The 14,986-nt window shown below is 70.0% G+C and carries 17 protein-coding genes and 1 tRNA gene; 11 read left to right on the top strand and 7 right to left on the bottom strand.

All coding sequences use genetic code 11. The features are described from left to right. Positions 1 to 260: 260 nt before the first annotated feature. Positions 261 to 803 carry a hypothetical protein gene (locus tag ACTHN1_RS12240; RefSeq protein WP_440471215.1) on the bottom strand — a complete coding sequence of 181 codons (543 nt, stop codon included), beginning with the start codon at positions 801 to 803 and terminating at the stop codon, positions 261 to 263. Positions 804 to 964: 161 nt separating this feature from the next. Between ACTHN1_RS12240 and ACTHN1_RS12235 the strand changes: the two genes are divergently transcribed. The 3 genes from ACTHN1_RS12235 to ACTHN1_RS12225 are packed head-to-tail and all read left to right on the top strand — an operon-like array spanning position 965 to position 3,030. Next, positions 965 to 1,924, top strand: a complete 960-nt coding sequence (locus tag ACTHN1_RS12235) for a threonine ammonia-lyase (RefSeq protein WP_440471214.1) — start codon at positions 965 to 967, stop codon at positions 1,922 to 1,924. Beyond that, the gene (locus ACTHN1_RS12230; RefSeq protein ID WP_440471240.1) at positions 1,909 to 2,541 is read left to right on the top strand and encodes a YdcF family protein; all 633 of its coding nucleotides are present in this window, start codon (positions 1,909 to 1,911) and stop codon (positions 2,539 to 2,541) included. The genes ACTHN1_RS12235 and ACTHN1_RS12230 overlap by 16 nt, the downstream gene beginning before the upstream one ends. 60 nt (positions 2,542 to 2,601) lie before the next feature. Next, positions 2,602 to 3,030, top strand: coding sequence for a ketosteroid isomerase-related protein (locus ACTHN1_RS12225; RefSeq protein WP_440471213.1), 429 nt, complete (start codon positions 2,602 to 2,604; stop codon positions 3,028 to 3,030). 64 nt (positions 3,031 to 3,094) lie between these two features. On the opposite strand, the gene bioC is transcribed toward ACTHN1_RS12225, so the two are convergent. From bioC to bioB, 4 genes are all read right to left on the bottom strand, one after another. Further along, entirely contained in the window at positions 3,095 to 3,979 is an 885-nt protein-coding gene (gene bioC, locus ACTHN1_RS12220) for a malonyl-ACP O-methyltransferase BioC (RefSeq protein WP_440471212.1), read from the bottom strand. Between the two features lie 41 nt (positions 3,980 to 4,020). Beyond that, the gene (gene bioH / locus ACTHN1_RS12215; RefSeq protein ID WP_440471211.1) at positions 4,021 to 4,806 is read right to left on the bottom strand and encodes a pimeloyl-ACP methyl ester esterase BioH; all 786 of its coding nucleotides are present in this window, start codon (positions 4,804 to 4,806) and stop codon (positions 4,021 to 4,023) included. Between the two features lie 101 nt (positions 4,807 to 4,907). Continuing rightward, a complete protein-coding gene (gene bioF, locus ACTHN1_RS12210; protein WP_440471210.1) occupies positions 4,908 to 6,107 on the bottom strand; it encodes an 8-amino-7-oxononanoate synthase in 1,200 nt (399 codons plus the stop codon). A 135-nt stretch (positions 6,108 to 6,242) separates the two neighbouring features. Further along, positions 6,243 to 7,313 carry a biotin synthase BioB gene (gene bioB, locus ACTHN1_RS12205; protein WP_440471209.1) on the bottom strand — a complete coding sequence of 357 codons (1,071 nt, stop codon included), beginning with the start codon at positions 7,311 to 7,313 and terminating at the stop codon, positions 6,243 to 6,245. Positions 7,314 to 7,382: 69 nt separating this feature from the next. Between bioB and ACTHN1_RS12200 the strand changes: the two genes are divergently transcribed. From ACTHN1_RS12200 to ACTHN1_RS12185, 4 genes are all read left to right on the top strand, one after another. Then, a complete protein-coding gene (locus ACTHN1_RS12200; protein WP_440471208.1) occupies positions 7,383 to 8,075 on the top strand; it encodes a ComF family protein in 693 nt (230 codons plus the stop codon). Positions 8,076 to 8,146: 71 nt separating this feature from the next. Next, on the top strand, positions 8,147 to 8,620 hold the full coding sequence (locus ACTHN1_RS12195; protein ID WP_440471207.1) for a nuclear transport factor 2 family protein: 474 nt from the start codon (positions 8,147 to 8,149) through the stop codon (positions 8,618 to 8,620). Positions 8,621 to 8,699: 79 nt separating this feature from the next. Beyond that, complete coding sequence (locus tag ACTHN1_RS12190) at positions 8,700 to 9,215, top strand: SecDF P1 head subdomain-containing protein (RefSeq protein WP_440471206.1); 516 nt, start codon at positions 8,700 to 8,702, stop codon at positions 9,213 to 9,215. Positions 9,216 to 9,271: 56 nt separating this feature from the next. Then, positions 9,272 to 9,853: an HdeD family acid-resistance protein gene (locus ACTHN1_RS12185; protein ID WP_440471205.1), complete on the top strand. Its 582-nt coding sequence runs from the start codon at positions 9,272 to 9,274 to the stop codon at positions 9,851 to 9,853. Between the two features lie 7 nt (positions 9,854 to 9,860). On the opposite strand, the gene ACTHN1_RS12180 is transcribed toward ACTHN1_RS12185, so the two are convergent. After that, positions 9,861 to 10,370: a Rid family hydrolase gene (locus tag ACTHN1_RS12180; protein ID WP_440471204.1), complete on the bottom strand. Its 510-nt coding sequence runs from the start codon at positions 10,368 to 10,370 to the stop codon at positions 9,861 to 9,863. A 55-nt stretch (positions 10,371 to 10,425) separates the two neighbouring features. Then, positions 10,426 to 11,328 carry a 4-hydroxybenzoate octaprenyltransferase gene (ubiA, locus tag ACTHN1_RS12175; RefSeq protein WP_440471203.1) on the bottom strand — a complete coding sequence of 301 codons (903 nt, stop codon included), beginning with the start codon at positions 11,326 to 11,328 and terminating at the stop codon, positions 10,426 to 10,428. A 193-nt stretch (positions 11,329 to 11,521) separates the two neighbouring features. On the opposite strand from ubiA, the gene ACTHN1_RS12170 reads away from it, so the two are divergent. From ACTHN1_RS12170 to ACTHN1_RS12155, 4 genes are all read left to right on the top strand, one after another. Further along, positions 11,522 to 11,598 (top strand) — tRNA-Arg (locus tag ACTHN1_RS12170). 197 nt (positions 11,599 to 11,795) lie between these two features. Then, positions 11,796 to 13,472 (top strand): tetratricopeptide repeat protein, encoded by a 1,677-nt coding sequence (locus ACTHN1_RS12165; RefSeq protein WP_440471202.1) that lies wholly within the window; start codon positions 11,796 to 11,798, stop codon positions 13,470 to 13,472. A gap of 202 nt (positions 13,473 to 13,674) precedes the next feature. After that, a complete protein-coding gene (locus ACTHN1_RS12160) occupies positions 13,675 to 14,316 on the top strand; it encodes a DUF2170 family protein (protein ID WP_440471201.1) in 642 nt (213 codons plus the stop codon). Next, complete coding sequence (locus tag ACTHN1_RS12155) at positions 14,316 to 14,972, top strand: PspA/IM30 family protein (RefSeq protein ID WP_440471200.1); 657 nt, start codon at positions 14,316 to 14,318, stop codon at positions 14,970 to 14,972. Before ACTHN1_RS12160 ends, ACTHN1_RS12155 begins: the two co-directional genes overlap by 1 nt. Positions 14,973 to 14,986: the final 14 nt, after the last annotated feature.

Raw genomic sequence — 14,986 nt, 5'->3', positions numbered from 1 at the left:
AGCGGGGATGCCAGGGCCGGTAGTCGGGGGACTGCCGGCCCTTTTTTGTGCGCGAAGGATACCGCGTCGGGCAATGAAAAACCCGGCCGGAGCCGGGTTTGAAGGGGCGCCGACGCCCGGCAGGGACCGGAACAGGGGGGATCCAGAACTCCCCACCGGACGTCGACATGGAACCTTTATCGCCTGTGACGTCAGAAAGCGACGCAACCGGTCAACTTCGGTTCCAACGGCCCGACGGCCGGCGGGTTGACGGCCCGGAATCAGTTCTCGATGACCCGGACCCGCCCGCCACGGGGCTGGATCCGCGGCACACCGGCCGGGCGTTCGTTGATGGTGCGCGGGAGCGACTGCGGACTCGACGGCGCTCCCGGGGAGACCGTCCGCGGCGGCATGCCCGGGCTCACCCGGCGGGGCGGCTGGCCCGGAATCGCCGGCTGCTGGCCGTGCTCGCGCCAGGCGCCGCGGGTCGGGTCGCGCCACGGCGCGGGGCGATTGCCTCCGGGACCACTGCCCGGCGGCGGCCGGTAGCCGCCGTGGTCGTGGCCCGGACGCGGACGATGGACCGGCGGCGGGTAGTACGGGTAGTAGGGGCCGTAGTAGCCGTAATAGGGCTGGCGGCCGTAGTAATACGGCTGGCTGTAGTAGCCACCGTTGTAGCCGCCATAGACCGGATATCCGTAGGCGTCGTAGTAGCGGACCACCGGGCGACCCTGGTAGTAACCGCCGGCCGCACGGGCGCCGACATGGTCATACGTCGCGCAACCGCTCAGCGCGGCCGCGGCGAGCGCAGCGATGATCAGCATTCTTGGTTTCATGTGCGACCCCTGACTTTTCCTGCGGTTGCCAGCATCGGTCCGGCGGATTGAATCCGTGCTTAACCCTGGCCTTCCGGCCCGCGGCGCTTCACCCGGCGTTGCCCGCCCACGCATCCAGTCGGGGCGGACGGTGCGTTAACCTGTTGTCCATGCCGCATACCCTGCCCACGTTCGACGACATCCTGGCCGCCGCCGCCCGCATCGCGCCGCACGCCCACACCACGCCGGTGCTGCATTCGCGCGAACTGGACGCCCTGGCCGGCTGCTCGTTGTACTTCAAGGCCGAACCGCTGCAGCGCAGCGGCGCGTTCAAGTTCCGGGGCGCCTGCAACGCGGTGTGGTCGTTGCCGGAAGCCGACGCCGCGCGCGGCGTGGTCACCCACTCTTCCGGCAACCACGGCGGCGCGCTGGCGCTGGCGGCCCGCACCCGCGGCATTCCTTGCCACGTGGTGGTGCCCGAGGGCGCCGTCGCCGCCAAGCTCGCCGCCATCGAACGCTACGGCGCGACCCTCCACCGCTGCGCGCCCACCCAGGCCGCGCGCGAGGCGGCCTGCGCGCAGGTCCAGGCCGACACCGGGGCGCAACTGATCCATCCCTTCACCCACCCGGCCGTCATCGCCGGACAGGGCACCGCCGCGCTTGAACTGCACAACAGCCATGGTCCGTTCGATGCGGTGATGACCCCGGTGGGCGGCGGCGGCCTGAGTTCCGGCACCGCCATCGCCACCGCGCGGATGGCCCCGGCCTGCCGGATCTACGCGGCCGAGCCGGCCGGCGCCGACGATACCGCGCGCTCGCTGGCCGCCGGTCGACGCCTGCCCGATTTCACGCCGGACACCCTCTGCGACGGTCTGCGCACCGCCGTCGGCGAACCCAATTTCGCCGCCCTGCGCACGCATGGCGTGCAGGTGCTGGTGGCCGACGACGCCGAGACGATCACCGCGATGCGGCTGCTCTGGCAGTGCCTGAAACTCCTGGTCGAACCCTCCTCCGCGCTGGTGCTCGCGGCGCTGCTGAAACACCGCGAACAGTTCGCCGGACAGCGCGTGGGCCTGGTGCTGTCCGGTGGCAACGTCGATCTGGATGCCCTGCCCTGGGGGCCGGCGTGAGCGTGAGCGCGGCGCGCCGGAAACGGCGCACGGGATTCTGGGGCTGGGTCCGCCGCCTGCTGGTGCTGCTGCTGTTGTGGCTGGCCGGCGTGGCCGGCTACATCACCTGGGTGGGCCAGCGCGATCAGGCCGCGCCCGCCGACGCGATCATCGTGCTGGGCGCGGCGGCCTACGACGCCAAGCCTTCGCCGGTGTTCGAGGAACGCATCCGCCACGGCATCGACCTGTACAAGCGCGGCATGGCCAGGACCCTGATCTTCACCGGCGGCTATGGCGGTTCCGGCGCGCGTTTTTCCGAGTCGCAGGTGGGTCGCCGTTACGCCATCCGCCAGGGCGTGCCGGCCCGGGCCATCCTGATCGAATCGGTTTCGCGCAACACCCACGAGAACCTGCGCCAGGCCGCGGCGTTGATGCAGACCCATGATCTCCACAAGGCGATCGTGGTCAGCGATCCGCTGCACATGGCGCGCGCGCTGCGCATCAGCCACGAGCTGGGCATCGACGCACTGGGTTCGCCCACGCCGACGAGCCGCTTCCGCAGCTTCACCACCCGCTGGCGCTTCCTGCTGGCCGAGGTGTACTTCTTCCACCGCGACCGGCTGCCGCAGTCACGCTGAGGCGACGCCGCGGACCTGTCCGGGGGTATCATCCGGGTTCGCACCGATGAGGCCACGCGCATGAAGATCGACGGCAACCGCAGGCAGGATCGCGCCACCGAACTGGTGTTGACCTATTACGCGGCCTTCAACCGCGGCGACTGGGACGGCATGCTGGCGCTGCTCACCGACGACGTCGCCCACGATCTCAACCAGGGCGCGCGCGAAACCGGGCGCGAAGCCTTCGCCGCCTTCCTCGGCCGCATGAACGCCAGTTACCGCGAGCAGCTGCGCGACATCGTGGTGCTCGCCTCGCTGGACGGCGATCGCGCCGCCGCCGAATACGTCGTGCATGGCGAGTACCTCAACACCGACGAGGGCCTGCCCCCGGCCATGGGCCAGGCCTACGTGCTGCCCGGCGGCGCATTCTTCGACATCCGCGACGACCGGATCGCCCGGGTCACCAACTACTACAACCTGCAGGACTGGATCGCGCAGGTAAGCCGGTAAACCCGCGCGCAGGGCCGAAGCCAACCGTCCCCTTCCCGGAAGAAGGGGAGAAAGACGCCTGGCGCTATTCCCCGCGCCGCCGAATCGGAATCCGCGACAACGGAACGCTGGCGATCTCCTCGCCCTGGCCACGAATCGGCGCGCCGGGTTCCGGCGCCCAGGCATGGGCGTAGATCACTTCCCAGGTGCTGGGCAACGTGCCATCCGCGCCGCGCAGCGGTTCGTAGGCGGCGCTGGCGGCGGCGAAACGGCGACGCCCGGTCAGCGTATGCCGGCGCGTGCTCATCGCATTGGTCGCGCCCATCGCGCGCAGTTCGCGCATCAGTGCCGGCAGATCCGGATAGGTGAGGGTGAAACGATCCCGGTCCAGCACCGGATCCCGGAACCCGGACATCATCAACGCGTCACCGAACTGCGCGATCGGGGTGAAGCGGCTGACGTGCGGCGTGTCGTCGGCCTGGGCGAAGGCGTCGCGCAGTTCCTGCAGCGTGTCCGGACCGAAGGTGGAGCACAGCAGCAGCCCGCCGGGCTTGAGCACGCGGCGGAATCCGGCGAACACCGCCGGCAGATCCTCCACCCATTGCAGGCACAGGTTGGAGAACAGCACGTCCACGCTGGCCTCGGCCAGCGGCAGCGCGCGCGCATCCGCGCACACCCGCGGGAACGGCTTCCACCAGCCAGCCTGCTTCTTCGCCTCGCGCAACATCGGCAGCGCCAGATCCAGCGCGATCACCTGCGCCTTCGGCCAGCGCTTGCGCATCGCCGCGGCGGCATGCCCCGGCCCGCTGCCCACGTCGATGGCCACCCGCGGCGCACGCTCCCCCAGGTAGTCCAGCGACTCCAGCAGGCGTTTCTCCACTTCGTGCTGGAGCACGGCGACCGCGTCGTAGCCGGCGGCCGAACGCGAGAACGCGCGGCGGATGTGGCGGTGATCGAACTGGGAATTCATCGCGGGGATTCTAGTCGAGTGGGGAGTGCGGCCCGCCGCGCTCAGGCGCGCGGACCATCCGGTGCGTGGCCGATGGTGGAGAGGAAATCGGCCAGCTCCTGCGCGACCCGATCCGCGTGGCCGAGGAACGGCGCGTGCCCGCCACCGGCAATGTCGACGTGCAGGCCCCACGGCGCCAGCGCCGCCGCGTCGCGCATGCCGGCGGCCGGCACCAGCCGATCGCGGCGACCGGAGATCCACAGGCTGGGCAGCGCCAGGCCGGCGAGCGCGTCACGCAGATCGGTGTGTTCGAGCAGGCGCAGGCCCTGCTGCAGCGCCTGTGGCGCGGGCTCGCCACGCGCGTACAGGGTCTGCTTGAGGGTACGCAGTTCCTCGCGCGCATGTTCGGACCCGATCGTGTCCAGGGCGAGGAAGCGTTCCAGCGTGCCGCGATAGTCGCGTCGCAGCTCCTCGCCGAACTGCAGGAACACCGAGGACTCGACCGCGTGCGGCCAGTCCTCGCCACGCACGAACCGCGGCGTCGCGGCGATCAGCGCCAGACCCTTCACCTGCGGCGACGAGGCGGCGGCCTGCATCGCGAACAGACCGCCCAGCGACCAGCCCAGCCAGACCGCCGGTGGCGTGCGCGCCAGGATCTCCGCGACGCACGCCTGCAATTCCAGCGGCGTGGACGCGTCGCGGCTGTGGCCGTGACCTGGCAGATCCACCAGATGCAGCGTGCAGCGATCGGCCAGGCGCTCCACCAGCGGCGCGAACACGCCGCCGTGCAGGGCCCAGCCATGAATCAGAACCAGCGAGGGGCCGTGGCCCACGACTTCGATATGCATGCGTTGCGTGGCAGAGGGAAACCGCCGGCGGGACCGGCGACGTGAGGATGGCTATTGTCGCCGATTCCGTGCCGACGACCGCCCGGGCGGGTGCCGCATGTTCAGGTGCCCACGTTGCGGATGCGGCGCACCGCGTCCCACGAGCGCGCCAGCACTTCAACCAGTTGATCCACGTCCTGGGGAGTATGCAGCGCGGACAGGGTGACGCGCAGGCGCGCCTTGCCCTCGGGCACGGTCGGCGGGCGGATTGCCGGCACCCAGAAGCCCGCGCTCTCCAGCGCCGAGGACAGCGCCAGCGCGTTGGCCTCGTTGCCGCACAGGACCGGCTGGATCGGCGTGTCCGACGCCATCAGCTCCAGCCCGCGCCCCTGCGCGGCGGTGCGGAACCGATCGATCAGTCCCTGCAGCTTTTCCCGCCGCCAGTGATCCCGCCGCGCGTGCCGCACCGCGATCCGGGTGGCCGCGGCCAGCGCCGGCGGCAGCGCGGTGGTGTAGATGTAGGGCCGCGCCGTTTCCGACAGGTGCTGGATCAGCACATCGCTGCCGACCACCACCGCGCCATAGCCGCCCAGCGCCTTGCCGAGCGTGACCAGCTGCAGCGGCACTTCCTCCACGCCCATGCGCGCCTCGGCGACGCTGCCGCGTCCTTCCGGGCCGCGCACGCCGACGCCATGCGCATCGTCGACATACAGCAATGCCTGCTGCATCCGCGCGACCAGGCTGAGCGCGCGCAGCGGCGCGACATCGCCATCCATGCTGAAGACGCCATCGGTCACCAGCATCGCCGCGCCTTCGGGCGCCTGCCGCAACTGGCGCATCGCGCCTTCCGGATCCAGATGCGGATAGCGGCGCAGCTTGCATCCGGCCAGGCGGGTGGCGTCGATCAGGCTGGCGTGGTTGAGGCGATCCTGCACGCAGACGTCGCCGTCCTCGAGCAATGCCTGCTGCACGGCGAGATTGGCGAGGAAGCCGCTGCCGAACAGCAGCGCGCGCGGATAGCCCAGCCAGTCGGCGATGTCCTGTTCCAGTCCGTCGTGGGCCAGATGGTGGCCGGTGATCAGGTGCGACGCGCCGGCGCCGGCGCCTTCGCGGCTGGTGGCGTCCTGCAGCGCGTTCAGCACCTCGAACTGCTGCGACAGGCCGAGGTAATCATTGCCGGCGAACTCGGTCAGCCAGCGGCCGTTGACCTCGACCCGCACGCCATCGCGGCGGGTGACCGTGCGGCGCACGCGCGAACGCCCCTGCGCGGCGCGCAGCTTGCGCTGGGTGTGGACGCGTTCGAGCAGATCGGGACGGGTCATGACGGACGGGCAGCCTGGCAGCGGGGACGGCGGGGAAATTCGCTCAATTGCGCCGCATGGCCGGAAACGCGACGCACGACGACGACGCCTGCGCGGCGTCGTGCCTGTCTGCCAGATTCCCCCTGAGCACAATGACTACGCCGCGTGGTCGCAGCAGGCGGCCGGCGCGGTGATGTCGGCGTGCACCGTAGCGCCGCCGGTAACATTGCTTCTGTGACTTTCGTCAAAATTTTCCACCTGTACCGGCATCGGCCGCAGGCCCAGCCGGGCGAACAGCGCCTGGTCGCGTTCGGTATCGGGGTTGCCGGTGGTGAGCAGCTTCTCGCCGTAGAAGATGGAGTTCGCGCCCGCGCTGAAACACAGCGCCTGCAGTTCGTCGCTCATCGATTCGCGCCCGGCCGACAGCCGCACCATCGAGCGCGGCATCACGATGCGGGCGACCGCGATGGTGCGCACGAACTCGAACGGATCCAGCTCCACCGTGCCGTGCAGCGGCGTGCCCGCCACCTGCACCAGCCGGTTGATCGGCACCGAATCCGGATGCGCCGGCAGGTTGGCCAGCGCCTGCAGCAGGCCGGCGCGCTGATCGCGTGACTCGCCCATGCCGACGATGCCGCCGCAGCAGGTTTTCATCCCGGCTTCGCGCACGTGCGCCAGCGTGTCCAGGCGATCCTGGTATTCGCGGGTGCGGATGATGTCGCCGTAGAACTCCGGCGCGGTGTCCAGATTGTGGTTGTAGTAGTCCAGCCCCGCGTCCTTCAGCGCCGCGGCCTGCGGGCCGCTGAGCATGCCCAGGGTCGCGCAGGTTTCCAGTCCCAATGCCTTCACCTCGCGGATCATTTCCGCGACCTTCGGGATGTCGCGATCCTTGGGCGAACGCCAGGCCGCGCCCATGCAGAAGCGGGACGCGCCGGCGGCCTTGGCCTGGCGCGCCCGGGCCAGCACCTGCTCGGTCTCCATCAGCTTCTGCGCGTTCACGCCGGTGTCGTAACGCTGCGCCTGCGGACAGTAGGCGCAGTCTTCCGGGCAGCCGCCGGTCTTCACCGACAGCAGGGTCGAGACCTGCACCTCGGCCGGATCGAAATGAACCCGGTGCGTCGCCGCGGCCCGGTACAGCAGTTCCGGGAAGGGCAGGTCGAACAGTGCCAGCAGTTCTTCGCGCCGCCAGTCGTGGCGGAGTTCGGGCGTTTCAATGTGAGCGGACATCGCGGACTCGCGGGGATAAAGTCGGTCAGTCTGGAAACCCCGTCCCACCCTGTCAACCGCAAGGACGCGATGAAAGTTGACAATTGGCTGGCCGCTCTGGGCCGCGCCCTGCTCCCGCCTCGATGCCTGATCTGCCGCGAACAGGGCACCAACGGCCTCGATTTTTGCGGCAACTGCTTCGATTGCCTGCCTTGGAACCGGTCCGCCTGCGAACGCTGCGCACTGCCGCTGCCCACGCCCGGCTGCTGCGGCGCCTGCCTGCGGCGGCCCCCGCCGCTGGAGGCCGCCTGCGCGGTGTTTCTCTACGGCAACCCCGTGGATCGGCTGCTGCCCCGGCTCAAGTTCCACCGCGATCTGGCCGCCGGGCGCCTGCTGGCCGAGCTGATGATCCCGATGCTGGGGACCCGACCGCGACCGCTGGCCCTGGTCCCCGTGCCGCTGCACCGCGAGCGCCTGCGGCAACGCGGCTACGACCAGGCGCTGGAGCTGGCCCGACCACTGGCGCGCCGGCTCGACCTGCCCCTACTGCCGGCGGCGTTGCGGCGGATCCGCCACACCGCGCCGCAATCGGAACTGGATGCCCGCCAACGTCGGCGCAACCTGCGCGCGGCCTTCCAGGCCGGAGCCGTGCCGCTGCCGGAGCACGTGGCGCTGGTGGACGACGTGATGACCACCGGGCAGACCCTGCATGCCGCCGCCCTGGCGCTGCGCCGGGCCGGGGTGGCGCGGGTCGATGCCTGGATCTGCGCACGCGTGCCCTGACCCGACTTCCGGCAGGGGCGCGGGGACGTGGCCGGGCCCAACATGCGGACTTCCCCCGCGAGGCGCTCTCCATGAAGGCTCGTCCGCTGTTGTTGGCCCTGTCGCTGTGCGTGACATCCGCCCTGCCCGCCGCCGCGTTCGCCACCGATGAGGACGCGGCGCTGCGCGCGGTCGCGCAGTCGGTGCTGGATGCGCAGATCCGTTTCGACGTTCCCGCCCTGGACAAGGTGCTGGCGCCGGACTACGTGGAAGTGTCGCCGGTGGGCGATGTCGATACCCGCGCCGAAGTGCTCGGCTTCTATGCGCCGGAGGCGCGCACGCAGATGCTGGCCAAGGGCGTGGAGCCGGTATCGGCCACCCTGGGAGAACCGCGGATCCACGTCGACGGCGACCATGCGCGGGTCATTGCCCTGAACACCGCGCGCCTGCGCATCCAGGGCGCCGAACAGCAGAAGCAGCTGCGCACGGTGTTCGAATTCCGCCGCATCCAGGGCCAGTGGCGACTGGCCAGCGCCGCCTACATCCCGGTGCGCCCCGGGTCCTAGGAAACATCCGATGGTTGCCGGTAGGCTGGCGCGGCAGACTGCGCCCGCCCGATGTTCCCTTCCACCGGTGGCCCATCCGATGATCGAAAGACTCGCACTGAAGGCGCTGCGCGCCGCCGCATTGGCCGCGTTCGCGATCGGATCGGGCACCTGCACGAAAATCGCCGATACGCCGCCCGCCGTCGACATGGCGTTCCGCATCGGTTCGCCGCAACCGTGCCTGGCCTGCGAGGAAGTCGGGTATCGCGACACCCGGCGCTGGGGCACCGCGCCGCTGTACCTGCAGCGCCGTCAGCTGCTGACGTCCGCGGACATCCGCGACGTGAGCCTGGGCCGGGATTCGGTGACCGGACAACCGACGCTTCGCTTCACCTTCAAGCCCGAGGCACGCGAACGGATCCAGCGCGTGACCGCCGATCATGTCGGCGAACTGGCCGCCTGGGTGGTGGACGGAGAGGTGATCTACGCCGCCAACATCGTCTCGCCCTTCTCCGACGCCATGCAGGTGATTGGCATGGATGAAGGCGAACAGATCCGGTTGTACGAAACGCTCACCCGCACCAAGAACACGAAACACAGGAGCGCCGACGGCTGACGCGCGTCCGCGCGCGGCCAGGCCGGCTTGACGCGACCGGTGATCCGGGCGTATTCGTGGCGCGTTTCCGTCCGCTGGAGGTCGAAATGGGCAGCAATCCGTTCGTGAACGTCTCGCGTGGCTGGTGGGTGTTCCTGCTCTACGGCGCGTTGGCGCTGGTGTTCGGCATCGCCACCCTGCTCTGGCCCGGGCGCTCGGTGCTGGCGCTGGTCCTGGCCTTCGGCGTGCTGTCGCTGGCCGACGGCATCGTCAGTCTGCTCAGCATCTTCCGCAAGGACATCGCGTTGCCGAACTGGCTGCTGGTTCTCTATGCGCTGGTCTCGATCGGCTTCGGCGTCCTGGCCATCACCCAGCCGGCGCAGATGGCCGAGGCGATGCTGTGGCTGCTGGCGATCTGGCTGATCATCGCCGGCATCGCGCGCATCGTGTTCGCCATCCAGGTGCGCAAATTGATCAACGGCGAATGGCTGCTCGCGCTCAGCGGATTGCTGGCGATCCTGCTCGGCGTGCTGTTCCTCGCCCGTCCGGGCATCGGCCTGATCACGATCGCGGTGTGGATCGCGGCGGGCGCGTTGATCTACGGCATCCTGCAGCTGATCGTCGCGTTCCGGCTCAAGCGGCTGCGATCACAGCCCTGAATCCGCCTCAGGGCGTGGCTGGAAGCGGAATCGCCGCCTTCGGCGCGCGTCCGGAACCGATCACCGCCACCGCGCGCAGCTCGACCGGCGCGCTTTCGTTGAGCAGCGCGGTGGTGCCCACCGCGCTCCAGGCGGGGTAGTGCGAAGGAAAGAACTCGCGATGCACCCGCAGGAAGCGAGCGAATTCCTGCTGGAAGGCGGCCGTGCCGGTGGGCTGCCGGTGATAGCTGGTCAGCTCCACCACATCGGACAGATCGGCGCCGGCCAGCGCCAGCCGCGTCTTCAGCACTTCGAACATCCGCCTGATCTTGTCCTCGTAGCTGCCCTCGCCGCCGGCGGGAATGCCCGAAACGATCACCATGTCGCCCACCTTGACCACCGGTGAGTAGTGCCACTGATGGTAATCGGCCTCTTCGCCGGGCGCGGCGAAATGCTCGCGGGTGGGGGCGGCGTCCTGCGCGGATGCGGGAACCGCCAGCACGGACAGGCACAGCAACAGCGGGATCACGGACTTCATGCGGCCTCCATTGGCCTGCCATCGGACCCTGCGGCCGCGGCGGCACGGGGAATGATCAGCGGACGGTCAGCGCGTAGTGCAGCGCGATGCCCGCGAACACCGCCGCACCCACCCAGTTGTTGTGCAGGAACGCGCGGAAACACGGCCCGCGTTCGCGATGGCGGGCGATGAAGAACTCGTAGGCCACCAGCAGCGCGGCCGCGCCCAGGCCGGCCCAGTACCAGATGCTCAGGCCCGCCTGCCGGCCGACCAGCGCCAGCGCGAGGAACACCAGCGCATACAGCACGCCCTGGATGATCAGATCCAGATCGCCGAACAGAATCGCGGTCGACTTGGAACCCATGCGGATGTCGTCGTCGCGGTCGACCATCGCGTACCAGGTGTCGTACGCGGTCGACCACAGGATGTTGGCGCCATACAGCACCCAGCCGATCGGCGGCACTTCGCCCTGCACGGCGGCGAACGCCATCGGGATGCCCCAGCCGAACGCCATGCCCAGGTAGACCTGCGGCAGGTGCGTATAGCGCTTGAGATAGGGGTAGCTCGCGGCCAGGAACAGGCCAACGAAGCTCAGGCCGATGGTCAGCGCGTTCATCGTCAGCACCAGCGCGAACGCGGCGATCATCAACACCGCGAACACCAGCAGCGCCTCGCGGCCACCGACCGCGCCGGTCGCCAGCGGCCGCGCCTTGGTGCGCTCCACATGTGGATCCAGCCAGCGATCGGCGTAGTCGTTGATCACGCAGCCGGCCGAGCGGGTCAGCCAGACTCCGGCGGTGAATACGAACAGCGTCCACCACGGCGGCGTGCCGCCGGCGGCCAGCCACAGCGCCCACCAGGTCGGCCACAGCAGCAGCAGCACGCCGATGGGGCGGTCGCCGCGGGTGAGCTTCCAGTATTGCCCCAGGCGCTCGCGCCAGCGGGGCGCCGCGGAAGCTTCGAAACGTTCGTAACCCATCTTCAGCAGGAGTACCGGATGTCAGCGGGGAAGCGGCGTCCGCGCACGAAAGCCGCGGGCGCCGCGTGGCCGATCTTACCGCCCGGCCGCGCGGAACCGCGCCGTCCGGCACGGTAAGCGGGGTGGTGAGTGGCTTCGCGCCGGCCGTGCCCATTGGGCTGGCCGCCGGCTTCGGGTAAGCTATGCCGTCTGCGCGCCCGTAGCTCAGCCGGATAGAGTAGTGGCTTCCGAAGCCATTGGTCGGGGGTTCGAATCCCTCCGGGCGCGCCATTTTTCCGGACTTCGCCAGCCAGGCGAGCGTTCTCCCGGACCGATCCAGCCTCCTCCCGGCTGTTCCCGCCCGCTCCCCGTGGCGGGCTGCGCATCGTCATGTACTCCCCTTCGTCGGCCCGGTTGCCGCGTCCTGTCCGCTTTCCGCGTGCCGGCGCCGTTACCGCCTGATACACCATCCGTGGGGAGAGTCCGCGATGATCCATCGTTCCTTGCTCCTGTCACTGCTGATGATTCCGTCGCTGGCCGGCTGCGATTCGACGCCCAAGACGGCCAGCGAGGCCGCCCCCGCGCCCCGGGCGTCCGCCGAGCTGCCGCTGTTCGAGACCTTCGGCGACCTGCACCGCGACGTGGCCAGCCGCGTCCCTGCGGCGCAGCGCTATTTCGATCAGGGCCTGCGCATGGCCTACGGCTTCAACCACGAGGCGGCCGGGCGCGCGTTCGCCGAGGCGGCGCGACTGGATCCGCAATGCGCGATGTGCGTGTGGGGCCAGGCGCTGGTGCTGGGACCGAATATCAACCTGCCGATGGATCCGGCGCAGGCGAAGGACGCCGCCGCCCTCGCCGCGCGCGCGGCGGGTCTCGCGCAATCGGCGCGTCCGGTGGACCGCGCGCTGATCCAGGCATTGCAGGCACGCTACGCGGATCCGGCGCCGGAGGATCGCAAGCCATTGGATCGCGCCTACGCCGACGCGATGGCGCGCGTGGTGGAACAGTTCCCCGAGGACGACGACGCGGCGACCCTGTACGCGGAGGCGCTGATGGACCTCTCGCCTTGGGCGTACTGGAACGCGGACGGCAGCCCGGCCGAGTTCACCCCGCGCCTGGTGGGCGAACTGGAGCGCGTGCTGGCACGCAACCCGCGCCACATCGGCGCGATGCACTACTACATCCACGCGATCGAGGCCTCGCCGTCGCCGCGGCGCGCTGAGCGCTACGCGGACGCGCTGGCCGCGCTGGCGCCCGGTTCCGGCCACCTGGTGCACATGCCGGCGCACATCTACATCCGGGTCGGCCGCTACCACGACGCCACCCTGACCAATTTCGCCGCGACCACCGCCGACAAGGATTTCCTGGCGGTATGCCGCGGCAGCAATGGCGTCTATCCGCTGGGTTACGTGCCGCACAACTGGCACTTCGCCACCATGACCACCGGCCTGACCGGGTCGCGCACCCTGGCGTTGCAGGCCGCGACGCAGACCGCCCAGCGCGCGGATCGCGCGGGCATGGGCGCACCGCCGATGGAATTCATGCAGCAGTTCGTGGTCACGCCGCTGCTCACGCAGGTCCGCTTCGGCGACTGGGACGCGATCCTGGCCGACACCGCGACGGGGCCGGAACTGCCCTATCCCACCGCGATCCGGCATTTCGCCCGCGGCATGGCGCACCTGCGCAAGGGCGCGCTTGAAGAAGCCGCGCGCGAAGCCGACGCCCTGCATGCGATTGCCGTCGATCCGGCGATGGCGCAGGTGAGCTTCTTCGATATCAACCACGCCGACGGCGTGCTGCGGGTCGCCGACGCACTGTTGCGCGGCGAACTGCTGCGCGCACAGGACAAGGACGCCGACGGCATCGCCAAGCTGCGCGAAGCCGTCGCCGCCGAGGACGCCTTGGCCTACAACGAACCGGCCGACTGGCCGCTGCCGGTACGCCCCTACCTGGGCGCGGCGCTGCTGGAAGCCGGCGACGCCAAGGCGGCGGCCGAAGCCTTCGGACAGGATCTGAAGACCTATCCGGAGAACGGCTGGTCGCTGTTCGGCCTGGCCCAGGCGCAGGAAAAACTGGGACAGGCCGACGCCGCCCGCGAAACCGCGCGCCGGCAGGCCGCCGCCTGGCAATGGGCCGACGCGCCGCTGGCCGCGGCCCGTTATTGAGCGCCGCCCGGCGCTCTCCGTGAGGCGTCCCCATCACCCGCGGTCGGCCCACGACCGCGGGTGGATCCGCGCGCAGGGATTGACCTGCCTTGTCCGTTGGCCAGGCCCCGGGTGCGGCGGCGGGCCAATCGCCCCCGTGCCACGGAGAATGGTCCGATGGCGGCGCTTGACGTGATTACATGTAAGCCTATAGCGTGGTTACATGACAGCCCGGAAATCCGCCATCAAGGCCTCGACCCTGCACGTGCGCAACTACCGCGAGCGGCTGCGCGAGCAGGGTCTGGTGAAAAAGGATGTGTGGATCCGGCCGGAATACGCGGCGGAGCTGGCGGCGATCGAGAAATCGATGCGCGAAGCCCAGCGCGACGCCGGCATTCCCTACCTGCCGGCGCAGCCCAACGAGGCCGGCTGGACGGTGCCGGCCATCCGGCACGCGATCGGCCAGACCAGCGCGCTGCGCGATGGCCTGATGAGCCTTGAAACCATCGAGGGCGCCGAGCCCAGCCTGCATCTGATTCTCCACGAGTACGGCGATCTGTCGGTGTTCCTCGCGGTCGGCGGCGAGCAGATCCTGGTCGAGGCCTATCTCTGGCCCATCAGCGACGTGGTCGACCCGGCGGCATTCAATGCCCATGTGCTCGCCACCCATGTGCTGCTGCCGCTGTCGACCATCGGCCTGCAGCGGATTGGCGGCGGCGCCGGCTATGTGATGTTCGGCGCGCTGGATACCCATTCCAGCCTGGCCAACCTGATGTTCGAGATCGAAACGCTCGCCGAGAACGTCATCCATGCCACCGAGGCCTATCAGCCCTACCTGCGCGGTTCGCGCAAGGCGAGGAGCTGATGCCCGAGACGCTCAAGATCCTGTTCAAGCGCATCCAGGAAGGCATGGAAGGCCTCGCCGACGCGGTCCTCGGCGAGCGCGCCGAGCGCCTGCTCGACAACGAGATCCGGACGGTGGATGACGCCCTCCACCAGGCACGGGGCGAACACGCGGCGGCGAAGGCGCGGCGCATCGCCAGCGAGCAGCACCTCGCGGCCTCGAACGCGGAGCTGGCGACCGCCGAGGCGCGGGTGGACGCCGCGTTGCGCCAGCGCCGCGCCCAGCAGGCCCGGGCCGCCGCCGAGCAGGTGGTGCGGTTGCAGGAGCGACGCGAGGAATGGATCCGCCAGGCGCGCGTCCTTGCCACGCAGGAACAGCAATTGGCCCATGCGGCCGAACAGCTCGAAGGCCGCCTGCGCCGGCTCAAGCATCAGCTCGACATCCTGCGCGCCAGCATCAGCCTGCAACGTGCGCAGGCGACGGTGGCGCGGCGGCAACCCGGCGAGGCGCCGCATCCGGAACCGGCGTTCGCTTCGGCCCAGCGGATGAAGCGGCGCGGCGCCGCCGGCGCGGGCGCCGTGGAGAACGACCGCACCGCCGCTTCCGCCGCGGATCCCGCGCAGGCGGTACTGGCACGGGCGGAAAAACGCATCAAGTCGTCCCCGCGAAAGCGCTGACCGCAAGGAGCCCC

The sequence above is a fragment of the Pseudoxanthomonas sp. genome (assembly GCF_051953815.1).
Lineage (GTDB): Bacteria > Pseudomonadota > Gammaproteobacteria > Xanthomonadales > Xanthomonadaceae > Pseudoxanthomonas_A.
This window is presented reverse-complemented; position numbering and strand designations above follow the sequence as displayed.